Consider the following 22,794-nt stretch of genomic DNA (forward strand, 5'->3'; position numbering starts at 1 on the left):
GCCTCCCGGGCTGCCGGGGCGCCGATGAGCAGCACCACCGGGACGATCGCCGGCGCCGGGTGGGCTCCGCGCCGACGGCTGTGCCGGTGGCCGCGGTCGTCCGCTCAGGGGTTGCCGGGGTCGTGTGCGCTCACCGGCCGGTTCCGCTCGGCCGCGCGTAGCGGCTTCCGGGGCGCGGCAGGCGCAGGTGGCCCCGCAGGGTCGTCGCGTCGTACGCCGTGCGGAACACCCCGCGCCGCTGGAGCTCCGGCACCAGACCGCGGGTGATCCCCAGCAGGTCGTGCGGCAGCGCGCCGGGGCGCAGCCGGAAGCCGTCCAGCCCGGCCTCGCGCCAGTCCAGCAGCAGGTCGGCCAGTTCTCCGGGGGTGCCGGTGAACACCTCGGCGTCGGAGCCGAGTTCCGCGCCGTCCAGGTCGTCCAGGCGGGCCTTGCGGCGGGCGGCGGCGCCCCGCTCGGCGTCCAGGAAGACCAGGACCTCCGCGAACCGCAGCAGCGGCCGGGCGCGGGTGTCCCGGCCGGTGCGCCGCACGGCCGCGTCCACCCGGGCGAGGATCGCCGCCGCTCCGGCCCGGTCGTGCGGGGTGACCCACACGGCGTCGACGGCGCGCGCCGCGAACTCGTACGGCACGTCGGCGTGCGCCAGGCTCATCACCGGTGGCCGTCCCCGCGGCGGGCGCGGGGTGATCGCGGGGCCGCGGACGCTGAAGTGCTCGCCCTCGAAGTCGATGTGGTGGACCTTGTCGCGGTCGATGAAGCGGCCGGTGGCGGCGTCGATCCCCGCGTCGTCCTCCCGGCTGTCCCACAGCCGCCGGGCGGCCTCCACCGCGTCGGCGGCCTCGACGAACAGCGGGCTCAGCCGCCGGCCGATCCGCTCCGGGTCGCGCACGTCCTCGTCGGTCAGTTGCGGGGTCGTACGGCGGCCGAAGTGGGCGGCGTCGGCGGCGCGCGAGGCGATCTGCGGACGCAGGCCGGCCCGGCCGGTGCTCGCGTGATCGAGGCCGGCGATGCGGGTGGCGACGTGGAACGGCTCGGTATGGGTGACGTTCGCGGTCGGGACCAGCCCGATACGCGTGGTCAGCGGCGCCACCCGGGCCGCCAGCAGCACCGCGTCCAGTCTGCCGCGGACCTGGTCGACGCGGTCGTCGGGCCGGTGGAAGGCGGCCGACTGCATCCCGAGCGCGTCCTCGAAGGTGACGAAGTCCAGCAGGCCGCGCTCGGCCTCGGTGACCAGGTCCGCCCAGTAGTCCGCGCGGAACAGCTCGGCGGGGCGGGCGTCGTCGGCGCGCCAGGCCGCCGGGTGCCAGCCGGCGGCATCCAGGGCGACGGCGAGGTGCAGCGGGGGCGCGGTCACGGGGTCTCCTCAGATAGGGGGTGCGCTCCGGAGGTATGGGGTGCGCTCCGGGCCGGGCGGCGGGCCCAGGTGGTCGCGCGGGGCCGGGCCGGTGCGGTCGCGCCGGTGGACGCCCTTCTCAAGGGCGGTGGCGGCGGGGCGGTGACGACGGTACGGCGGGGAGAGCCGGCCGTCCCCGCCGCCGTACGCCGCGCCTACGCCACCGGGCGCTTGGCGGGAAAGCCGTGGCCGCGGGCCAGCACGACGACGGCGATCACCGGCAGCATCAACAGCAGCACGCTCCACGGCAGCGAGTCGCTGCCGTTCAGGTCGAGCAGCACACCGCCGATGACACCGCCGCCCGCCATGGCGACGTTCCACAGCGTCACCAGCATGGCCTGGGCCGCGTCGGCCGCCTTCTCGCCGCCCGCGTCACCGGCCGCGGTCTGCAGCAGGGTCGGCACCCCGCCCCAGCCCAGGCCCCACAGCACGGCCGCGAGGTAGACGAACGCCGTCTGGTCCGCCAGCACCGCCAGCACCGCGGCGGACACCGCCACCAGCAGCGAGCTGGCGATCGTCAGCACGCGCAGCCGGTGGTGGATCTGCGCGCCGACGATCCAGATGCTCGCCAGCGAGGCGGCGCCGAAGACCAGCAGCACCAGGTCGGTGTTGCCGCCCATGCCGAGGTCGTCGAGGAAGGTGGCGATGTACGCGTAGATGATGGTGTGCGCCAGGACGAAGACCAGCGTCACGAACAGCACCGGCACGACGCCGGGCACCCGCAGGGCGTGCAGCATCTTCGGCCGCTCGCCGCGCTCCTGGCCCGGGTGGTCCGGTACGGCGGCGGCGATCCACGCCAGCAGGACGACGGTCAGCGCGGTCATCGCGAGGAACGCCACGCGCCAGTCGGTCACCTTGCCCAGAAAGGTGCCGGCGGGCACACCGAGGGAGAGCGCGACGGGGATGCCCGCCATCGCGACCGCGATCGCCCGGCCCTGCAACGGCACCGGGGCCAGCCGGCGCGCGTACCCGGCGAGCAGCGCCCAGGCCAGGCCCGCCGCGACACCGGCGACGAAGCGCGCCACCATGGTCAGCCCGTAGACGGACGACAGCGCGGTGACGGTGTTGGCGACGGCGAAGCCGGCCATGGAGGTCAGCAGCAGCCGCTTGCGCCGCCAGCCGGCCGTCGCCGCGGTCAGCGGGATCGCGGTCAGCGCGGTGCCGAGGGCGTAGATCGTGACGGTCTGCCCGGTCGCGGACTCGCTCACGTGCAGGTCGTCGCTCATCGCCGGGAGCAGACCGGCGGGCAGGGTCTCGGTGAGGCTCGTGATGAACACGGCGGTCGCGAGGGCCAGCAGGGCGAACATGGGCAGCTTCTGCCGCTCACCGGCGCCCGCCGGGGTCGCCTCGGTGCCGGTCCGCACGGGCGAACCGGCCGCGGTATCGGGTGTGGTGCTCATGAAATGTGCTCCAGGGGGTCGGGGACGGAGTGGGTGAACGCTCGGGGTGGGGCCGGGGAGCCGGGTGCACCGGATGCTCTGGGAGGCCGGGGGCTCGTCGGCCGGGACCGCTGGTACGCCGGCCGTCGCCTCCGGTCCGTCGGCCGGGTCCGGTACGCCGTCATGGCCGGGTCAGGCCCCCGTCGACCGGCAGGCGGGCCCCGGTGGTGAACGTGGCGTCGGTGGCGAGGAACAGCGCGGCCCGGGCCACTTCCTCGGCGGCGCCGAGGCGGCCCAGGGGCGGCAGGGGCACCCCGTCGCCGCCCGGCGCCTCGATACAGCCCGGCGCCACGGCGTTGACGCGGATACCCCGGGAGACCAGCTCGTCGGCCAGCGCGTGCACGGCGGCGGGCGAGGGCGCCGGGGTCATCAGCACGACCGCGCCACCGTCCCTGAGCCGCGGCAGCAGCGGCCGGGCCGTGGTCACGACATCCGCGAACAGCAGGTCTACATCGCCGCCGGGCCCCAGGCAGGCGGTCACGTCGGAGGGCGCGACGACCCGGGCCGCCGAGCCCAGTTCCCCGCCCAGGCGGTCCCGCTCCGTCGCGGTCCGGGCGGTCAGCACGACGTGGGCGCCGCCCTCCACCAGACGCTTGGCCACGGCCAGTCCGATGGCGGTGGCCTCTGAGACGACTACGGCCGTCCGGCCCGCGTACTTGGTCATGCTGCTTCCTCTTCCTGCGCCGCACCTGCCACAACGGCTCGGTGGGAACGACCTTGCGCCCGGGCGCTTCGGAAAACCTTCGGGACGGCTCACGGCCGGCTCACGAGCGGTCCGGACCGGCTGACGTGCGGCTCACGGGTGGCTCACGGGCACCCGGGACCGGCCGGCCTACGGCTCACGGCCGGTGGGCGACCGGTGGGCGGAACACCCGGCGATAGGCGAGACCGCTGGTGGCCGCCGCACGCCCGAACGGTCCCCCCAACGGATCGGCACCGTGACGTACAGTGACGCGCATGCGGTTTGGGGTGCTCGGCCCACTGACGGTGTGGGACGACGAGGGGGTGGCCGTCAGGGTTCCCGAGGCGAAGGTCCGGGCGCTGCTCGCCGACCTGCTCGCCCACGACGGCGGCCCGGTCTCCGCGGACCGGCTGATCGACGACCTGTGGGGCGACCGCCCGCCGGGCCGGCCCGCCGGCGCCCTCCAGGCCAAGGTCTCCCAGCTGCGCCGGGTGCTGGGCCGGGACCGGGTACAGCTCCAGCCGGCCGGCTACCGGCTGCGGCTGGACGACACCGACGAGGTGGACGCCGTACGGTTCCGCGACCTGGTGGACCGGGCTCGCGCCGTCGATGCCCCGGGCGACCGGGTCGCGCTGCTCACCGAGGCCCTCGGACTGTGGCGCGGACCGGCCTACGCCGACTTCGCCGACCAGGACTTCGCGCGCGCGGCGGCACGGCGCCTGACCGACCAGCGGCTGTCAGTGCTGGAGGAGCAGGCCGAGGCCCGCCTGGCGGCCGGCGAACACGTGCTGCTCGCCGGGGAGCTGGCCGACCTGGTGGCCCGGCACCCGCTGCGGGAACGGCTGCGCGCGCTCCTCATACGGGCGCTGTACGCGGCGGGCCGGCAGAGCGAGGCCCTCGCGGCCTACGAGGACCTGCGCGCCCGGCTCGTGGCCGAGCTGGGTGTCGAACCGAGCCCCGAACTCGCCGCGCTGCACCAGGCGGTGCTCCGCCAGGACCCCGCGCTCTCGGTCGCACCGCGCACCGCCGAAGCCGCACCCGGGGAGGCCGAGGCGCCCGCCGCGCCCCCGACGCCCGCCCCCTCCAACCTGCCCGCGTCCCTCACCCCCCTCATCGGCCGCCGCGACGCGCTCGACCGGGTGACCGGACTCCTCGGCGCCGCCCGCCTGGTGACCCTCACCGGCCCCGGCGGCGTGGGCAAGACCCGGCTGGCGGTGGCGGCGGCCGACGCCCTCCTCGGAGCCGCCTCCGCGCCTGAACTCCCCGACGGTGCTTGGTTCGTGGAGTTCGCCGGCGTCCGCGGCGGGGCCGTCGCCGACCTCGCCCAGGTCGTCGCCGCGTCCCTCGGCATCAGCGACCACGCGCCCTCCGCGGTACCGGTCTCCGGCACCGGCACCCGGTCCCCCGCGCACCATCTCGCCGCCGTCCTGCGCGACCGCCGCACGCTGCTCGTCCTGGACAACTGCGAGCATGTCGTGGACGCCGCCGCCGAACTCACCACCCTCCTGCTGCGCACCGCGCCCGGTCTGCGCGTGCTGGCCACCAGCCAGGAACCGCTGGGCCTGCCGGGCGAGGAGGTGTTCCTGGTCGAGCCGCTGCCCCCCGACGACGCGGTACGGCTGTTCACCCAGCGCGCCGCCGCCGCGGCCCCCGGCTTCTCGCTCGCCCCCGACGCCGGCGACGACTCCGAGCGCGCCGCCGTCACCGAGATCTGCCGCCGCCTGGACGGCATCCCGCTCGCCCTGGAACTGGCGGCGACCCGGGTCCGCGCGCTCGGTGTACGCGAGCTGGCGGCCCGGCTCGGCGACCGCTTCCAGCTGCTGGCCTCGGGGCGGCGCGGCGCGCCCGAGCGCCAGCAGACCCTGCGCGCGGTGATCGACTGGAGCTGGGAGCTGCTCAGCGCGCCGGAGCGCATCGTGCTGCGCCGGCTGGCAGCGTTCAGCGACGGCTGCGACCTGAGGGCGGCCGAGGCGGTGTGCGCGGGCGACGGGGTCGCCTCCGCCGAGGTGCCCGACCTGGTGACGCGGCTGGTCGACCGTTCCCTGGTGGTCGTGGTGGCCGGGCCCACCGGCCCGCGCTACCGCCTCCTGGAGTCGGTCGCCGCGTACGCCACCGAGCGGCTGCACGAGATGGAGGACCTCGCCGCCGTACGCGACCGGCATCTGCGCCACTACCTCGCGCTCGCCGAACGCGCCGAACCCGAGCTGCGCGGCCCCGGGCAGCGGTCCTGGCTGGCCCGGCTCGACGCCGAGTCCGGCAATCTGCGCTCGGCCCTGGACGAGGCCGTGCGCCGGGCCGCCGCCGGGGACCCGGACCAGGCGGCACGGCTGGCCACCGCGCTGGCCTGGTGGTGGCTGCTGCGCGGCCGGCTCGCCCAGGCCCGCCGCAGCCTGCGCGCGGTGCTGGACACCACGACGGCCGCCGACCGCCGCGAACTCACCCTGCTCCACGCCGCGTTCGCCCTGCTCACCGGCGACCGCGACCCGGCCACCGCCCTGCCCGACGACACCGCCGTCACCCACGGCACCGCGCTCGCCGACGACACCGCCGGGCCTGGCCCGAAACGACGGGCCCGGTCGCTGTGGCTGTGCGCGTACGGCCTGTTCAGCGCGGGTGCGGTGGCCGACAGCGGGGAGCTGAACGACCGGGCGTTGACGCTGTTCACCGCCGCGGACGACCAGTGGGGCACGGCAGCCGCGCTCGGCCTGCGGGCCACGCTCGCGCTGGTCCGCGGCGACCTCGCCGGGCTGGGCCGCGACGGCCGGCGCAGTGCCGCGCTCTTCCGCGAACTCGGCGACCGCTGGGGAGAACTCCAGACGGTGTCACCGCTGGCGGCGCTCGCGGAGATCAAGGGCGAGTACGAGGAGGCCGTCAACCGCCAGTACGAGGGCTTGCGGATCGCCCGTGAACTGGGCCTCGCGGCCGAGGTGTCGGCCCGGCTGTCCGGGCTGGGCCGTCTGGCGCTGCTGGCCCACGACTGGGACCGCGCCCGCGACCTGCACGAACAGGCCCGGCGCAGCGCCGCCGAACAGGGCTACAAATACGGCGAGATCCATGCCGAGATGGGCCTCGCGCTCGGCGCCCGCCGCTCCGGCGACCTCGACGCCGCCGAGGCGCACCTGCGGCACCTGCGCGAGGGGTACGCCGATGTGTCCTCGCAGGCGGGCGATCATCTGCTGCTGGCCGAGCTGGGTTTCGTCGCCGAACTGCGCGGCGACGCCGGCACGGCCGCGGCGCACCATCTGCGCGGCCTGGACGTGGCCCGTGCGATAGACGAGCCGCGGGCGCTCGCGCTGTCCCTGGAGGGCCTGGCGGGCGCGGCGGCCCTGCGGGGCACCCGGGCCGCGGCGGCCGGCGCGGCCCTGTTGCTCGGCGCGGCCGACGCGGCCCGGCGCAGCGTGGGCGCGCCGCTGCCGCCGGCCGAGCGCACCGACGTGGACCGCGTCGAGCGGGCGGCCCGTGCCGCGCTGGGCGACGCGGCCTTCACCCGGTCCTTCGCCGACGGCACCCGTCTGACCCCCGAGGAGGCCCTGCGCGAGGCGGCCCCGGCGCTGGAGGGCGTCCGCCGGTAGCCCCGGACCGCTCGGACGGTGGCGACGAGGTCGCGCGCGTACTCCTCGCTGGTGGTGGCGAGCAGGATGAGCATCGGGACCGTCATCGGGCCGTCTCGGGGACCTCCACGATCAAAAGGCTGCCGTGGCTGCCCGGACCCACGGCGTGCGCCGTCCCGGCCGGGACCCGGTACATCTCCCCCGGCCCGACCGACACCGGGTCGCCCTGGACGACCAGTTCCATCCGGCCGTCGAGCACGATCAGGATCTCGGCCGTGCCGTGCGCCTCCTCCCGCACCGGCGTCCCGTCCATGCGCAGCAGCTTCACCGCAGCGGTCCCGATCTCCCCGAGCAGCCGCGAGCTCCATGCCCCGGGCAGCGCCGAGGCCGCGTCGAACAGGTTGACCAAGCTCATGGCATGCCTCCGGAAGGCCCGCGCGGGACGTTATCGCCCACCGCCCGCCGGTTGGTCGACCGGAGAGTAAAGGGTGCCGAGGACCGTACGCCTCGGTGGGCCGGCTGCCGCCCCGCTGCCCGGCGCGGTGAAGGAGCCGTCGAAAGCGGGGCCCGGGAGCAGGCCCAGGTCCCGCCACAGCGGAGTGCCGTCGAACCAGTGATCACTGGTCAGCATCTCCAGTCCGTGGACGGAGCGGCTGTCGTCCGCCAGCAGTGACCGGGCTCCGGCTCGCTTCGGACTACGAGAAGGCGCGTTCTCTCAAGGAGAGCGTGTACTACGTCGAGAAATTGTTACCTTCCGTGCTGACATGTCAGCACGCATGGGTAAGCCGTTGCCGGAATGAACGATCCGTGACAGAAGCAGGCGGCCGAAGCAATACGAAACCTACCCTGGCCCTACGCCGCGCCCAGTCACACAGCGGTCGGCGGATGCTCTCTTTCCCAACTCCAGAGAAGGTGACCATTGGATTCCATCACCGTCATCCCTGGCGACGGTATCGGTCCTGAGGTGGTCGAGTGTGCGTTAGAGGTGCTGGATGCCCTTGATGCCGGCCTGTCGATCGATGTCCTCGACCACGTGCATGCCGATCGTTACCGCCGTGAAGGACAGGCACTGAGCGAGGCGGATCTCTCCCGCATATCCGCGAGTTCCGCTGTCCTGCTAGGGGCCGTCGGACGGCCCGATGTGGAAGAGACCGGCTACGTACGCGATGTTCTGCTGCGCCTACGAATCAGCTTCGACCTGTATGCGAACTACCGGCCTGTCCGGCTGATGCATGACCGGCTCAGCCCGCTGCGGGATCCCGCGCGTCGTATGCTCGACTGTGCGATTGTTCGCGAGAACACGGAGGGCTTGTACAGCGGCATCGGTGGCAACCTTCGTGCGTCGTCGCCCCAGGAGGTGGCCATCGACGCGGACGTCAACACCTGGCACGGCGTCTCCCGCATCCTGGACTTCGCGTTCTCGACGGCGCGCCGCGAGGTCTGTCTCGTGGACAAGGCCAATGCGGTACGGGCCGGCGGACGCTTGTGGCAGGAGTGCTGGCGGCACGCCGCGGAGCGGCATCCCGGCACGGCCACCAGGCACCTCTACATCGACGCTGCCGCGATGAAGCTCGTCACCGAACCGGACCGCTTCGACGTGATCGTCGCGAGCAATTCCTACGGCGACATTCTCAGCGACTTGGCGGCGGCGCTGGCCGGCGGAATCGGTGTGGCGCCGTCGGCAAGTCTCAATCCCCAGACCGGGTTCGGCCTGTTCGAGCCGGTCCATGGGTCAGCTCCGGACATCGCAGGAAAGGGCGTGGCGAACCCCTTCGCGTGTCTGCTCACCACGGCTCTACTGATCCGGCATCTGGGGCACGAGGCCGAGGCGGCCGCGATCGACGCCGCAGTCGCCGGATCGATCGCGGCCGGGCGAGTCACTCCTGACTTGGGGGGTTCACTGAGTACCCGGCAAGTGACCCAGGCGGTGCTTGCCTCCCTCTGACGGGCGGTCCCCGCCCTCAGGGTGCCGGGTACTCTTCGGGGTCCTTGCTGGAGCTGGTGCGAACGACCTCGGCGACGCTGAGCTCGAAGAACTCATACCATTTGTCCCGGCCGAGCTGCTGGGCATCCTGGTGCTCGGGGTCGTTGCGCCACTTCTCCAGCGTCTCGGGGTTCCGCCACCACACCAGAGCCAGCCGTTCGCCGTCCTCGGCCACGTAGTTCTTCAGATGGACCAGGTCGTCCCCTGCCATTTCCCTTACCTTCTTCGCCAGATGCTCTTCAGTCGTTCCGTACGCGTCATCGACCTGTTCGGAGAAACGCGACCTGAAGACGACGAGAATCACTGTGCCCTCCCGGCAATTTCTGACGTTGAATACATGTGACGCGCGGCACCGGCTCAGTGGGCCGCGACGGATGCGCGTAGCATCGGATCCGGCAGGTCGACAGCGGTGGAACCGTACTGACTGATGATCCGGCGAGCCAGGCTGCGCAGTTGTTGCTCCTCGGCGAGCGCGGAGCTGTAGCTCTCCTCGCTGAAGGCGCAGCGCTCGTAGAGCGGCACGAACCGGTCGGGCATCAGGGCCACCAGCCGTCGGGCCACGGCTTCTTCGGCCTCCTGCCGCGGATCTGGCAGCCGTGACATGGTGCGGTAGTGCTGGTAGGAGATGTCGGCTATCGCGTCGCCGTCGTTCTTCCGGGACCGCTCGTAGGCCGTGAGCGCACGCTGCCAGTCCCCTTCCCGGTCCAGACAGCGCACGAGCGTGCGGACGTCCTCGAAGGCACAGTTCATGCCCTGCCCCATGAACGGAGCCATGGCATGGCAGGAATCGCCGACAAGCACGGCCCGACCACCCGAGGTCCAGGTGTCACAGCGGGTGAGCCTCACCGTGGACACCGGTTTGGTCGCCAGTTGCTGCTCCAGATCCGGAATGCCGGCGGCCAGGGCCGGAAAGACGTCGGTGAACTGCCGGGCCAGCGCCCGAGCGCCGGTCACGGCGGCGTACGAAGGCCACGGGCCGTCCTTGCGGAAGAACACCGAACCCGCGAACAGCGGGGAGGACACCAGGGGGAACGCTCCGAAGAGGGCGTCACCGGCCGGCCAGTAGTGCATGAGCCCACGATCACAGGAGGGCAGGTCGAGAACGATCTCCTGGTAAGCCAGTTCCAGGGTGCTCACCTGCTCGTGTGCGCCCTGCTCGACCAGGGCTGCGCGGACTACCGAGTGGACGCCGTCGCAACCGATGACGTGCCCGCAGGGGATCCACCGCTCGGCGGTGCCGGCCCGGACCAGCAACGCCGGAGTGTCCAGGTCGACGGCGAGGACGGGGCGCTCGAAGTGGAGGTCCACTCCTGGCTCGGCCTCGGCCGCATCCAGCAGCAGGCGGTGCAGCCGGTTCCGTTCCACCGCCCAGATGGGTGCTCCGTCTCGGCTGTACGGAGTCACCACGGTGCTGCCGTCCGGCAGATGACCGCAGCGGGCGGTGAGCGGGACACAGATCCGGCGTACGGCCTCCTCCAGACCGAGTTCGCGCAGCACGCGCCACCCTCGGTGCGAAAGGATCACCATGAGTGACCGGCCCTGCCCGGCCGGGGTGTGACGGGTGTCGGCGTGCCGTTCCAGCACGGTGACCCGGCCGAACCGCCGGGCCAGGTAGATCGCGGCGACCGGACCGGCCAGTCCCGCCCCGAGCACTACGATGCCGTTCCTTCTCTGGGGCGCGGCGGTGCGCGGGTCGTGCATGTTGGGCTCCTCCTGAGACAGGACGGACACAGGTCCGGCTACCAGGCCACCGGAAGCTCACGGACGCCATAGGCCACACCGTCGTACTTGAACGCGACGTCGGCGAAATCGATGGCGAGACGCAGGGTGGGGACACGCCGGTAGAGCGTGCCGTACACCACCTGGAGTTCGAGGGTGGCGAGGGGGCGACCGAGGCAGTGGTGAGGGCCGAAACCGAAGGCCAAGTGGTGCGCGGCGTCGCGGGTGATGTCCAGCCGGTCGGGGTCGGGGAAGTGCTCCGGATCCCGGTTGGCCAGCTCGCTGGCCAGGATGATCCCCTCTCCGGCGCGGATCGTGATGTCTCCGAGGGGGATGTCCTCCAGGGCCACCCGCCGACGGCCGGAGTGCGAGATGTTGAGGTAGCGGATCAGTTCGTCGACCGCACGGTTGACCAGCTCCTGGTCATCGGTCTCCCGCAGGAGCGCCAGCTGGTCGGGGTTGCGCAGCAAGGCCAGTGTGCCCAGGGCGATCATGTTCCCGGTGGTCTCCAGGCCCGCGACCAACAGCGTCATGGAGATGTACGACAGTTGCTCGGGGCTCAACGCGCCGGTGCGCACCTGGGTCTCGATCACCGAGGAGATCAGGCCGTCCGCGGGCTCCTTCATCTGCCGGTCGATCAGTTCCCGGAGATATCCGCGCAGGGCCTCCTGGGCGTTCACCACCATCTCCGGCGAGCTGTCCCGGTGCAGCATCAGGGTGCTCTGTTCCTGGAAGAACTCATGGTCCGTGTAGGGCACCCCGAGCATCCGGCAGATCACCTGGGTGGAGGTGGGAAAGGCGAACCGGCTGACCAGATCGGTCGGGTTGGGCCCGGCGAGCAGATCATCGATCAGTCCGTTGACAATGTCGGTGACATCGCCCCTGAGGGCCTCGATGGGGCGGATGGCGAACGGCGAGGCCACCATGCGGCGCTGCCGGGCGTGCTCGGGATCGTCCATGGCCACGAACGAACGTCCGTCCTTGCGGCGCTCGCGGCTACCCAGGTCGAAGTGCGGATAGCCGGGCCTGGTCGAGTCGGCACTGACCCGGGGGTCGACCAGGAGCCTGCGCCCGAGGTCGTATCCGGTGACCAGCCACGGCGTGCTGCCGTCCCAGAGCCTGACCTGCACCGGGTCGTCGAGCGCACGCATGGCGGACGGCGGGTCGAAGGGGCAGGCCGGCTCCTTCAGGATCGGGAACTGGACCAGCTTCTGGGACACGGAACTCTCCATTTCCGCCGCACCGGGGCTGCGGCCCCGGTGCGGCCGTCCTTGGTGTGTCACCCGTTCAGGGACTGGGCGATCTCCCGCAGGTCGCGTGCGCCGAGCACCACCCGGATGGGCACGCGCACACCCAGCTCCTCGCGCAGCGAGCCGATCAGCCGGCCCGCGAGCAGGGAGTTGCCGCCGAGGTCGAAGAAGTTCGCATCGGGGGCGACCGTCGGCAGGTCGAGCAGCCGGGCGACCGTGTCGTACAGCCGGTCCTCCAGCGTGCCGACTTCCTGGAAGGTGCGGGTCCGCGGCCGTGCGACGGTGCCGCCCCGGGTCGCCAGGGCGCCTCGGTCGACCTTGCCGTTGGGCAGTGTGGGAAAGGCGTCGAGCACCTCGATGCGGGTCGGCACCATGAATTCCGGGAGGGCGGCGGCCAATCGGGCCCGCACAGCGGAGGGGTCGACGAAGCCTCCGGGGCGGGCGGTGACGTACGCGACGAGCCGGGCGTCGGCGAGTTCTCCCTCGACGACGACGGCCGCCAGATCGATGTCCGGTTCCTGCGTGAGCCGAGCCTCGACCTCCCCGGGTTCGACGCGGAATCCCCGCAGTTTCACTTGGCCGTCCATCCGGCCCGCGAAGTGCAACCTGCCCTCGGCGTCCCGTCGGCCGCGGTCGCCGGAACGGTACATGCGGCTGCCGGGCGGCCCGAAAGGGTCGGGCAGGAACCGCGCTGCGGTCAACCCCGGACGGCCCACATAGCCGCGGGCCAGCCCGGAGCCGGCGAGGTAGAGCTCACCCTCCTCGCCGTCGGCGACCGGTCGCAACCGCTCGTCCAGCACGTACACCCGGGCCCCGGTCCACGGAATGCCGATACCGACGCCGTCCGACTCGGTGACCGGGCCGGCGATGGTGCAGCCGACCGTCACCTCGGTCGGGCCGTAGCCGTTGAACATGCGCCGGCCCACCGCCCAGGTGCGCAGCAGCGCCGGGGTGCAGGCATCGCCGGTGGACATGATCGTGCCCTGGGGCAGCACTCCCTGGCTGTCGGTGATGCTCAGTGCAGCAGGGGGCAGCACTGCGTGATCGATCTCGTGCTTGAGCAGGGTCGCGTGCAGGGCGTCGCCAGGCAGCAGGTCCTCGTCGTCGGCCACCACCAGGGTGCCTCCGTGCAGCAGGGCGAGCGCGAAGTCCCAGAATCCCGCGTCGAAGCTGACCGAGGCCCAGGCCAGAACGCGCTCGCCCGGAGCCGGCCGGAAGCGGTCCGCCTGGGTGGCTACCAGGTCGGCGACGCCCTCGTGAGTGACCGCGACACCCTTCGGTGTCCCGGTCGAGCCGGAGGTGTAGATCACGTACAGGAGGTGCAGGTCCGACAGTGGCTCGATGCGCTCGGCCTGGCGCACGTCCGCGTTGCTGTACCGGGAGCAGGACTCGATGCACGCCTCTGAGTCGAGGACGACCTCGTCCAGTTCCGCGCCCTCGGCCGAGCCCGCTCCGGCCCGCAGGAGCAGGGCCGGGGCGGCGTCCTGGACCATGAACGCCTTGCGGGCGGCCGGATAGCGGGGGTCGAGAGGGAGGTAGGCGCCACCGGCTTTGAGGATCGCCAGCAGGGCCACGATCAGGTCCGCGGAGCGTGGCACGGCCAGCGCGACCAGGCGGTCGGGGCCCACGCCCCGGTCTATCAGCAGCCGGGCCAGCTGGTTGGCTCGCTCGTTGAGCGCGCGGTAGGTGAGCGAGGTGTCCTTGTAGAGGACGGCCGGAGCGTCCGGGAAGCGCGCCGCCTGTGCCTCGAACAGTTCGGGCACCGTGCGGCCGGTCGGCCTCGCGGTCACCGTGGCCCGCCCAGGTGAGGGCGGACCTCGGACGCGAAGAGCTTCAGGCTGCGCTCCATCGACTCCAGGGACTGCTGACCGTAGTCGAGCTGGAACAGCACGATGTCCGCGCCGAGTTCGCTCTCGATCTGCCGCAGTTGCTCGACCGCCCGGTCGGGCGAACCGATCACCGCCAGTCCAGCGGCCTCGCTCGGGCCGGCCCGATGCTTGTCCACCATGGCCTCGCGGTAGCCCTGATACGACGTCGAGGTGCGGCTGCGCCACGAGGTGGCGGCCGAACCGAAGGTGTCCCAGTGCCGACGCAGTGCCGCGGTGCCCTGCTCCACCGCTTCCTCGTGCGAGTCGGCCAGATACAGCGCGACGCTGATCGCCACCCGGGGCTGCTTGCCGGCGTTCTTCGGTGCCGCGCTGAACCTGCTGCGGTACACCTCGATCATTTCGCGCACCTGGTGCACCTGTTCGCGGCTGGGCGCCGATGCGATCAGGAGGTTGTAGCCGGAGTCGCCGATCCACTCGAAGCTGGAACGGGTCAGGAGCGCGGCGGCCCACACGGGCGGGTGCGGGTCCTGGGTCGGCAATGGCAGGGAGTTGGCGTCCTGGTAGCGGAAGTAGGGCGTGTCCTCGCTCACGTCGGCTTCGGTCCACAGCCGGACGACGGCGTCCACGGTGGCGCGGAAGCGCTCCGTACTGCCGTCCATCTCGATGCCGAAGGAGTCGAACTCGTAGGGCAGGAAGGCACGCGCGAAGCCGACGTCCAGCCGGCCGCCGCTGAGCGCGTCGAGCTGGGCGGTGCGGGCGGCGAGCTGGATCGGGTGGTGGAAGGAGGCCTGGATGCCTCCTGTCATCAGCCGGATCGTGCTGGTGCGTGCGGCGACGGCCGACAGGAAGGCAAGCGGGTCAGGGCAGTACCCGCCGTAGGAGTGCAGGTAGTGCTCGGTCATCTTGACGTAGTCGAGCCCGAGGTCCTCGGACAGCTCGGACACCGTCAGCAGATTGGCGTAGTAGTCCTTGGCGCTGCGCTGCTGGGGGACGGTGTCCGGCAGCAGCGATATCCCGTAGCTCGTCATGTTTTCCTCTCCGGGTCCGAGGTCGACGCCTTGCCAGGCCGCGCGGCGGCATGGTGAGCGTCACCGGTGTGGGCGAGGGACCAGTACTCGCGCATTCCGTAGACCAGCGGGTGTGGAGGTGCGTCCTTGCCGGTGACCCCGAAGACCTCACCGAAGACGACCACGTGATCGGCGACAGGCACCGAGCCGGTGACGCGGCAGTCGGCGATGGAGTGGGCGTCGTGGGCGAGATGCGGTCCGCCGCATCCCGGTCGCGCGGTCCACGCCACGTGCTGGAAGCGGTCCGGCCTCCGGGCGGCGAACAGTTCGGCGACCGCGCGGGCTCGGTCGTCCAGCAGGTTTACGGCGAAGGTGCCGGTTCTGCTGAGGACGGCGAGGGTGCGGCTGGAGTGCTGGATGCAGACCAGCAGCGTGGGCGGACTGACGGACACGCTGGAGACGGCGGTGCAGGTCATCCCGTACTGCTGTCCGTCCTCGTCGGCGGCGGTGACCACCGCGACGCCGGCCGGGAAGGCTGCCATCATCGTTCGGTACGCGGTTGCGGAGACCGGTTCGGCCGCGGTGCGGTCGTCGGGGTCCGCCCTGGTGCTGAGCATGGACAAGGCACCTCCTGGCTTGCCGTCAGGCACTGGGTACCAGGCGTCCGGTCATGGTGTCGTCGAATCCGGCGGCCTGGTGGATGAGGTACTCGTGCTGACTGGGCAGCCGGTCGATCAGTGCGGATGCCTGGTCGCGGACCCGTTGGAACTCGCGGCGCGCCGCAGTCGCGTCCAGCCGGCCGAGCACGGGGAGCGGCCGGACATCGAGTCCGCCGAGGCCGAGGATCATGGCTGTGTACGAGTACGGCTCGAAGCCGTGGAAGCGCGGGAAGACGGAGTTCTCGTCGGGCAGCGCGCAGCGCCACTGTTCGAGGCGTTCGGCCAGGCCGTCGGGCATGGCGCGGGTCTTCGCGTCCCGCCAGTACGCGTTGTCCGAGCGGGCGGCAGCGTAGTAGTGGAGGAAGAGGAACTCCCGGACGCCGTCCATGACGTCGCCGACCTGACGGTTGTAGGAGCGCCGTAGCGACTCGTCGTCACGGGTGGAGGGGAAACGTTTGACCAACTGCTCGACGGCGTTCTGGATGAAGAAGATTCCGGTCGACTCCAGCGGCTCGACGAAGCCACTGGAGAGCCCGATCGCCACGCAGTTCTTCACCCAGGACTCGGCGCTGCGGCCGATCCGCATCTTGATGTGGTTGGCGGGCAGGTCGGCAGCCTCGGGCCCGACGAACGCCCGCAGCGTCCGTTCCGCCTCTTCGGGCGTGGTGTAGGCGCTGGAGTAGACGTAGCCGGTGCCGATCCGGTCCAGCAGGGGGATCGTCCAGATCCAGCCGGCGTCCTGGGCTGTGGCGGTCGTGCACGGCCGCATGCCGCGGCTCTCGACGTCCACGGGGACGCGCAGTGCCACCGCGCTGTCGTTGGGCAGGGACTCCTGGTAGGAGACGAACGGCACGCCCAGAGCCTTGTTCAGCAGCAGTCCGCGGAAGCCGGTGCAGTCGACGAACAGGTCACCGGCGAGGGGCCCGTGGTCCTTGGTCAACACCTCGGAGACGAAGCCGTCCTGGTCGAGGCGCACATCGAGGACGTCGTCCTGGATGTGCCGCACGCCGCGTTCCACACCGTACTCGCTGAGGAACTGGGCGAGCAGGGTGGCGTCGAAGTGGTAGGCGTAGGGGAACTGCGTCCCCAGGCCCTTCGGGACTGCCCGGGCCATGTCCTGGGCCTCTCCGGCCTCGAAGACCTCCTCGAACAGAGCTCCGCCGAGCCGGCGGGGCGAGCGCTTGGCTTCGCACAGCGCGGCCAGCACCGAGCAGTCCTGGTCGAAGCGGTCGCTCGGTTCCTCGTGCAGCCACCAGTCGGCGAGGGAGAACCCGTCGACCACTCGGGGACGCTCGAAGGGGTGGTAGAAGTGATGGCCCTTCTCCCGCCAGTTCTCGAACCGGATGGCCAGCTTGTACGAGGCGTGACAGCGGGGCATCCACTCCGGCTCGCTCAGCCCGAGGTGCCGGAAGAAGTTCCGTACCGTGCTGAAGGTGGCCTCGCCGACGCCGATCGTCGAGACCGCTTTCGACTCGACGAGCGTGACAGCCAGTCGGTCACCGAAGCTCGCCTTGAGGTACGTGGCTGTCATCCAGCCGGCGGTCCCACCGCCGACGATCACTATGTCCTTGATCATGTTTTCCGTCCTGATGGGTGCGGCCAGATCCTTGGACGTTGCACGCAGACTTTTGCACGGGCCGCAGCAGGACCGTCCGGCAGAAAAAGATTTACGAAAGAACACTCCGGCCGGCCGGCCGAACGGCGGCGGGCCGCACTCACGATGCGGGAAGCAGCCTGATGCACAGACACTTGAGCCGGGCGGGGTCTGCCACCAGCTCATACTCCTTCACGAGGCCACCCTCGATGCGGAAGCACACGGCTAGACGGAGCCGGCCCCCGGGTGCCACGAGCAGACCGACCCTGCCGTCTATCAGGGCGAGATCCGAGTGACGTGCGGCGCCCCCGAACCGGCTGATCTCATGAGCGACCGAGCCGGCGCCGTGCAGCCTGGCCGGGCGGCCCGAAGACAGGGCTGCCGTGTCGGCGCGCCGCACCACGTCCGGGGCGAGACGGGAGGCAATGATCGAGGTGTCCCCCGTGCAGGCCGCGATCTGGAAGGCGGCCACGACCTCGCGGTGCTGGTCCACCTCCACCAGATGCCGCTCACGCGGGGCGCGCACCTTGTGCCGGGCGCGGCTGGCGAGCTTCTTGGCGGTCGTCTGGCTGCGGTCCAGGATTCCGCCGATCTCGTCGAACGGCACGCCGAACATGTCGTGCAGCACGAACGCCACGCGCTCGGCGGGGCTCAGCGTGTTGAGCACGACGAGCAGGGCGAGGCCGACGGATTCGGCTTCGAGCACCTCGTGCTCGGGGTCGCCCTCGCCCGTGGCCACGTTGGCCGGTCCGAGGTCGTCCTCCCCATGGTCCTGGCGCCTCCCTTGGCGGCTGCGCAGCATGTCGAGGCAGACACGGGATGTGACAGTGCGCAGCCAACCCGGCAGGTTGCGTACCGCTGTCGTGTCGGCACGGTCCAGGCGCAGCCAGGTCTCCTGCACCGCGTCTTCCGCCTCCTCATGGGAGCCGAGCATTCGGTACGAGAGTGCGAGCAGGGCCCTGCGGTTCTCCTCGAAGCAATCCGCCAAGGATTGACGCGCGTCCATCGGTCACCTTTCCGGGTCATGGTTCGTCGTACTCATGACCCGTGAATCGCGCGCTGTGTGACGCGCAACCGATGAGGAGAGGCGGTATGTCCGAAACCATTTCGGAAACCATTCCTGGCTACACCCCGGGGACCTGGACCATCGACACATCCGACTCCGAGGTCCGCTTCACCGTCCGTCATCTGGGGGTGACGCGGGTACATGGTCGTTTCAACGCCTTCGGCGGCACCATCATCACGGGTGAGAGCGTCGACCAGTGCTCGGTGACCGCCCGCATCGAGGCGGACAGTATCGACACCGGGTACGCGGCCCGCGACGGCTACATCCGCGGCGCGGACGTCCTGGCGGCCGACCAGCACAAGGAACTGCTGTTCCGGTCCACGCGGGTGCGTCGGCATGAGGACCGGTTCCTGGTCGACGGCGAGTTGAGCATGCGGGGAGTGGCCAGGGCCGTCACCTTGGTCGCCGAACCGGGCGGGTTCGGTACCGACCCGGTGCGCAAGGTACCGGTACTCGGGGTCAGCGCCTCGGTGACGGTCGACCGGACGGACTTCGGTCTCGCCCCGCACCTTCCCGCCGCCGTGGTGGGTGAGACGGTGCGGATCTCCCTGGACGTCCAGGCCTCGCTCGTGGCCTCCTGAGCCACGGAGCCCCGCCGTGGACGCCCTCTGCCCGTGTGACGTACGGGCAGAGGGCACACGGAGCGGCCGGCTACTGCCGGGAAGGCGCGATGCGCGTCAGGTGGTGGCAGCCTCAAGGATGTAGCCCCGGCCCCAGACGGTGCAGATGCTGAGGCCGACCGAGGCGATGCGGCGGCGCAGCCGCATGATCTGCAGATCAAGGGCGTTCCTGGTGATCTTTCCAGTGGCCTTGGACACCTGTTGTTCGAGCTCCGACCGGTAGACCACCTCGCCGTAGTGGGCGACAAAATGCTCCATGATTCCCATCTGGGTATCGGAGATGGCCACGGAATCCGTGCCGAAGTAAAGGATGCCGGTGGCGTCGAGGGTGGGTGTCTGCCGCCCGTAGGCACGCTGTGCCAGTGCCTGGATCCGCGCCTCGACATCGCCTCGGGGTGCCGGTGCTCGTATCCAGTCCTCCGTGGGGTCGACACAGACCGGAGCGTCGTTGCCGGCCTCCACGACCAACAGCCTGGGAATTCCAGCTCTTCTGCAGTAATTACGCGCCTCGGCTTCTACTGGCCAGCGTATTAACTTGACGCGACTACTCAAGGGTGTCTCCCCGTGGCAAACAGGCAATGCTGCGGTTCTTGCCTCTGGGCTCGGCGAGGGGATGTCGCCGGGATAGCAAAGGCGTCATAGCGGTGCTGCCTGTGTCAGGCACTCGCCAGCGTCCTCGCACGGATGGTCCCGGCACCGGTCGCCTGTTCTCACTGACGCTGTTGTCAAGGCAGGCTCAGGGCGGCGTGCCCGCGCCGTCACGCGGCGCGGGCACGCCGCCCTGGCGGATGGATCACCTCCATCCTTCCCCCACGGCTCTCCAGCCCATTCTGATGCGCATCACTGGCTGGCCCGATGGGGTTCATTTCCGGTCACGGTGGCCTCGTCCTCTTCCCTCACCGCCTCCGGGTGCGTGGCGCCGTCCGCCGGCTGCACGGCTCGGTGCCGGAATCCCGTCCAGGCGAGACCCGCGGCCACGGCGGTGCAGGCTGCCGCGATCCCCACGGCCAGCTGGTAGCCGTGCAGGAAGGAGTCGACGGTGGCCTGCCGGAAAGAGCTGCCGAGCGTGTCCACCACCGTGTGCACCCGGCCGCCGCCCACGTTGTGGCCCTGCCCCAGTGCCGCGCTCTTGTCCGCCCCGTCCAGCCCGGACACCCTGCCCTGCCAGGCGGAGGTGGCCGCGTTCACACCCACGGTGCCGAGCACTGCGAGACACACCGAGGAGCCGATCTGCCGCGACGCGTTCAGCACTCCGGAGGCGGCGCCGGAGACACCGGAAGGCACGTCGCGCATCGCCACATGGGTCACGGCCGGCACGAAGGTACCGAAGCCCCCTCCGTACAGCACGTAGCCGAGGGCGCTGACGGCGAACGGAGTGGTCCCCGCGCGGCTGAGCAGGAACACGCCGACCGCGGCCACCAGCGTTCCCCAGGTCGCCACCACTGACGACCGGAAGCGAGAGTCCAGCCGTCCGCCGAACTGCGCCATGGTCAGGAAGGGAATGTTCATGAACAGCCAGGACAGTCCGGTGCGCATCACCGACCAGCCCGCGACGTTCTGGAAGTACAGCGTCACCCAGAAGAGCGCGCCGCTCATCCCGCCGTAGGTCAGCATGTAGATGCCCGAGGCGCTCACGAAGCTCCGTGCCCGCAGCAGGGACGGCGGCAGCATGGCATGCGGGGCACGGCGCTCCCACCAGAAGAAGGCGATCAGCAGGCCCGCCCCGCCGGCCAGGGGCCCCGCCACCAGGGGGGCGCTCCACGGCTGGTCGGATGATTCGACGAAGCCCAGCGTCAGGCAGACCAGTCCCAGCGAGCTCAGTGACATCCCCGGCAGGTCCAGCCCGCGGGCCTGGGGATTGCGCGACTCGCGCACCGCGACAGCCGTGCAGACGATGCCCAGGGCCGCGAAGGGCAGGTTGATCCAGAACACCGACGGCCACGTGAAGTAGGTGAGCAGAATCCCGCCGCCGACCGGGCCGGCACCGAACCCGGTGCCTCCGATCGCCGCCCAGGCCCCGATGGCGCCGGCCCGCTGCTCCTTCGGGTAGGTCTCCGTGATGATCGAGAGTCCCAGAGCGAGCATCGCGGCGCCGCCTGCGCCCTGCACGGCGCGGAAGACAATGAGGGAGGCGGCGTTCCAGGCCACGGCACAGGCGATCACGCCGACCAGAAAGACGACCATGCCGGTCAGGAAGACCCGCTTTCGGCCGTATCGGTCGCCGAGCGCCCCACTTGCCGGGATGATCGCGGCCAGGCTCAGTGAGTACGCACTGATCACCCACTCCAGCTCCGCGGCACTCATGCGCAGTTCACTCTGCATCGACGGCAGGGCCACGTTGACAATGGTCAGGTCCAGTGAGGTCATGAACGTGGCCATGCACATCGCGAACAGGGTCAGCCTGCGCCGCCGCGGTTCGGTCAGGGAAAGACTCATGTCAACCACCCCGGCGAAGTCCTTGTGATATGCAATGAAGAAGTGATCATTCGTGCTCCAAGTCGGGTCCACACGCAGCGCGTCGGTTGACCGCTCACTATTGATGACCCGTGACGACCGAGGAGTGTGACCGTGCACGACGACGATCAGCTGGCGGATCGGTTCGAGAGCTTCCGGCCGCACCTGAGGAATGTCGCGTACCGAATGCTGGGTTCGCATGCCGAATCCGAGGACGCCGTGCAGGAGACGTGGATCAGACTCAGCCGCAGCGACGCTGACGAGGTGGACAACCTCCCCGCCTGGCTGACCACTGTGATCAGCAGAATCTGTCTGAATGTCCTGAGGTCACGCGCCGCGCGCCCGGAGGATCCGGTCGGCGTGCATCTGCCGGACCCCGTCGTCGGGCAAGAGCCGTCCCACGGCCCCGAGGACGAGGCGCTGCTGACCGACTCGGTCAGCCTCGCTCTGCTGATCGTGCTGGACACGCTCGCCCCGGCAGAACGGGTCGCCTTCGTGCTGCACGACATGTTCCATTTGACCTTCGAGGAGATCGCGACCGCCATCGGGCGTACGACGGTGGCGACCCGGCAGCTCGCCAGCCGGGCGCGGCGGCGGGTCAAACACGCCCGCGAGGCGGATTCGTGCGCCGACTTCGCCACTCGCCGCACGCTGGTGGACGCGTTCTTCGCCGCGGCGCGAAACGGCGACCTCGATGGGCTGGTGTCCGTACTGGACCCGGATGTCGAGCTTCGCGCGGACGGCGGCCTGGCGCTCGCCTCCGCCACGGCTGCGATCCGTGGCGCCCGGCTCGTGGCGGAGCGGGCCGCGCTGTTCCGTCAGCCCGGCGTGACGGTGACCGCCGTCCTCGTCAACGGATCTCCCGGCGTCCTGGTCGACCGGGACGGCGTACCGGTGTCGGTGATGGGCTTCGCCGTGCGCGAGGACCGGATCTCGCAGGTTCAGATCCTGCTCGACCCGGAACGCCTAGCCGCGATCGACTTCGCCGCCTTCACCGCGTAGGACGGAGCCGGGCGTCTCCTCAGGAGACGCCCGCCAGGACCCTCTCCCGTCCGAGACGTGCCCGTCTCCAAGGCGGTCGTCCCGACGAGAAGGACGACACCGAACCGACACACCGCGTCCAGGAGATGAGCCTGGGACGTCAGTGCCATCCCCAGCCAGTGGTGTGGGAGCGGAGGACAACCGGCCGAGCACTGACGGTCCGAACAGGATTCCGGCCGTCAACTCACCCGATACGGCAGGGAGTCCGCATCACATCGCCAGCCGTCCGAGCAGCAGTACGGCCGCGGGGAAACGGCGTCCGTCACCCCGCCTGCGCCTCCGCGTCCCGCCGTACCGTGATCGCCCGTGAGGGACAGACCGCGGCGGCACGGCGCACCCGGTCCCGGAGTTCGTCCGGCACATCCTCCCGCAGCAGGCGGACAACACCGTCCTCCTCCCGCTGGTCGAACACCTCACCCACGGCGAGGACACACATTCCCGAGCCGATGCAGCGCTCCTGGTCGACCGTCACACGCATGTCGTTCCTCTTCTCAGTTCGCATTTCCGTC

The 22,794-nt window shown here is 71.0% G+C and carries 19 protein-coding genes; 4 read left to right on the top strand and 15 right to left on the bottom strand.

Features of this window, described 5'->3' with window-relative positions; translation table 11 throughout:
• Nucleotides 1–130: 130 nt before the first annotated feature.
• The 3 genes from Srubr_RS31290 to Srubr_RS31300 all read right to left on the bottom strand — a co-directional run bounded on the left by Srubr_RS31290 (nt 131) and on the right by Srubr_RS31300 (nt 3,493).
• A complete protein-coding gene (locus Srubr_RS31290; RefSeq protein ID WP_189995002.1) occupies nt 131–1,351 on the bottom strand; it encodes an LLM class flavin-dependent oxidoreductase in 1,221 nt (406 codons plus the stop codon).
• A gap of 194 nt (nt 1,352–1,545) precedes the next feature.
• Complete coding sequence (locus tag Srubr_RS31295) at nt 1,546–2,790, bottom strand: MFS transporter (protein WP_189995000.1); 1,245 nt, start codon at nt 2,788–2,790, stop codon at nt 1,546–1,548.
• A 160-nt stretch (nt 2,791–2,950) separates the two neighbouring features.
• The gene (locus Srubr_RS31300) at nt 2,951–3,493 is read right to left on the bottom strand and encodes an SDR family NAD(P)-dependent oxidoreductase (protein WP_189994998.1); all 543 of its coding nucleotides are present in this window, start codon (nt 3,491–3,493) and stop codon (nt 2,951–2,953) included.
• Between the two features lie 293 nt (nt 3,494–3,786).
• Here Srubr_RS31300 and Srubr_RS31305 point away from each other — a divergent pair, with 293 nt between their 5' ends.
• Entirely contained in the window at nt 3,787–7,083 is a 3,297-nt protein-coding gene (locus Srubr_RS31305; RefSeq protein ID WP_189994996.1) for a BTAD domain-containing putative transcriptional regulator, read from the top strand.
• A gap of 82 nt (nt 7,084–7,165) precedes the next feature.
• On the opposite strand, the gene Srubr_RS31310 is transcribed toward Srubr_RS31305, so the two are convergent.
• On the bottom strand, nt 7,166–7,477 hold the full coding sequence (locus tag Srubr_RS31310) for a cupin domain-containing protein (RefSeq protein WP_189994995.1): 312 nt from the start codon (nt 7,475–7,477) through the stop codon (nt 7,166–7,168).
• 504 nt (nt 7,478–7,981) lie between these two features.
• Between Srubr_RS31310 and Srubr_RS31315 the strand changes: the two genes are divergently transcribed.
• Nucleotides 7,982–9,007, top strand: a complete 1,026-nt coding sequence (locus Srubr_RS31315; RefSeq protein WP_189994993.1) for an isocitrate/isopropylmalate dehydrogenase family protein — start codon at nt 7,982–7,984, stop codon at nt 9,005–9,007.
• Nucleotides 9,008–9,023: 16 nt separating this feature from the next.
• Here the strand turns inward: Srubr_RS31315 and Srubr_RS31320 are convergent, their stop codons facing one another.
• The 8 genes from Srubr_RS31320 to Srubr_RS31355 all read right to left on the bottom strand — a co-directional run bounded on the left by Srubr_RS31320 (nt 9,024) and on the right by Srubr_RS31355 (nt 18,110).
• Complete coding sequence (locus tag Srubr_RS31320) at nt 9,024–9,257, bottom strand: antibiotic biosynthesis monooxygenase family protein (protein WP_229926664.1); 234 nt, start codon at nt 9,255–9,257, stop codon at nt 9,024–9,026.
• A 146-nt stretch (nt 9,258–9,403) separates the two neighbouring features.
• Nucleotides 9,404–10,747 carry an FAD-dependent oxidoreductase gene (locus tag Srubr_RS31325; RefSeq protein WP_189994989.1) on the bottom strand — a complete coding sequence of 448 codons (1,344 nt, stop codon included), beginning with the start codon at nt 10,745–10,747 and terminating at the stop codon, nt 9,404–9,406.
• 38 nt (nt 10,748–10,785) lie between these two features.
• Nucleotides 10,786–11,997, bottom strand: coding sequence for a cytochrome P450 (locus Srubr_RS31330; RefSeq protein ID WP_189994987.1), 1,212 nt, complete (start codon nt 11,995–11,997; stop codon nt 10,786–10,788).
• A 47-nt stretch (nt 11,998–12,044) separates the two neighbouring features.
• The gene (locus tag Srubr_RS31335) at nt 12,045–13,778 is read right to left on the bottom strand and encodes a non-ribosomal peptide synthetase (RefSeq protein ID WP_230426671.1); all 1,734 of its coding nucleotides are present in this window, start codon (nt 13,776–13,778) and stop codon (nt 12,045–12,047) included.
• A gap of 23 nt (nt 13,779–13,801) precedes the next feature.
• On the bottom strand, nt 13,802–14,872 hold the full coding sequence (locus Srubr_RS31340; protein ID WP_189994983.1) for an LLM class flavin-dependent oxidoreductase: 1,071 nt from the start codon (nt 14,870–14,872) through the stop codon (nt 13,802–13,804).
• Nucleotides 14,869–15,468 carry a flavin reductase family protein gene (locus tag Srubr_RS31345; protein ID WP_189994981.1) on the bottom strand — a complete coding sequence of 200 codons (600 nt, stop codon included), beginning with the start codon at nt 15,466–15,468 and terminating at the stop codon, nt 14,869–14,871. The genes Srubr_RS31340 and Srubr_RS31345 overlap by 4 nt, the downstream gene beginning before the upstream one ends.
• 25 nt (nt 15,469–15,493) lie before the next feature.
• Nucleotides 15,494–17,086, bottom strand: a complete 1,593-nt coding sequence (locus tag Srubr_RS31350) for a tryptophan halogenase family protein (RefSeq protein ID WP_189994979.1) — start codon at nt 17,084–17,086, stop codon at nt 15,494–15,496.
• A 139-nt stretch (nt 17,087–17,225) separates the two neighbouring features.
• Complete coding sequence (locus Srubr_RS31355) at nt 17,226–18,110, bottom strand: sigma-70 family RNA polymerase sigma factor (RefSeq protein ID WP_189994977.1); 885 nt, start codon at nt 18,108–18,110, stop codon at nt 17,226–17,228.
• An 86-nt stretch (nt 18,111–18,196) separates the two neighbouring features.
• On the opposite strand from Srubr_RS31355, the gene Srubr_RS31360 reads away from it, so the two are divergent.
• Complete coding sequence (locus Srubr_RS31360; RefSeq protein ID WP_189994975.1) at nt 18,197–18,751, top strand: YceI family protein; 555 nt, start codon at nt 18,197–18,199, stop codon at nt 18,749–18,751.
• Nucleotides 18,752–18,847: 96 nt separating this feature from the next.
• Here Srubr_RS31360 and Srubr_RS31365 read toward each other — a convergent pair whose 3' ends face one another.
• The gene (locus Srubr_RS31365) at nt 18,848–19,252 is read right to left on the bottom strand and encodes a winged helix-turn-helix domain-containing protein (protein ID WP_189994973.1); all 405 of its coding nucleotides are present in this window, start codon (nt 19,250–19,252) and stop codon (nt 18,848–18,850) included.
• Between the two features lie 378 nt (nt 19,253–19,630).
• Nucleotides 19,631–21,409 carry an MFS transporter gene (locus tag Srubr_RS31370; RefSeq protein WP_189994971.1) on the bottom strand — a complete coding sequence of 593 codons (1,779 nt, stop codon included), beginning with the start codon at nt 21,407–21,409 and terminating at the stop codon, nt 19,631–19,633.
• On the opposite strand from Srubr_RS31370, the gene sigJ reads away from it, so the two are divergent.
• Complete coding sequence (gene sigJ, locus Srubr_RS31375; RefSeq protein WP_189994969.1) at nt 21,359–22,246, top strand: RNA polymerase sigma factor SigJ; 888 nt, start codon at nt 21,359–21,361, stop codon at nt 22,244–22,246. The genes Srubr_RS31370 and sigJ overlap by 51 nt on opposite strands.
• 301 nt (nt 22,247–22,547) lie before the next feature.
• On the opposite strand, the gene Srubr_RS31380 is transcribed toward sigJ, so the two are convergent.
• Nucleotides 22,548–22,763, bottom strand: coding sequence for a ferredoxin (locus tag Srubr_RS31380; protein WP_189995331.1), 216 nt, complete (start codon nt 22,761–22,763; stop codon nt 22,548–22,550).
• Between the last annotated feature and the right edge of the window lie 31 nt (nt 22,764–22,794).

The sequence above is a fragment of the Streptomyces rubradiris genome (assembly GCF_016860525.1).
GTDB lineage: Bacteria > Actinomycetota > Actinomycetes > Streptomycetales > Streptomycetaceae > Streptomyces > Streptomyces rubradiris.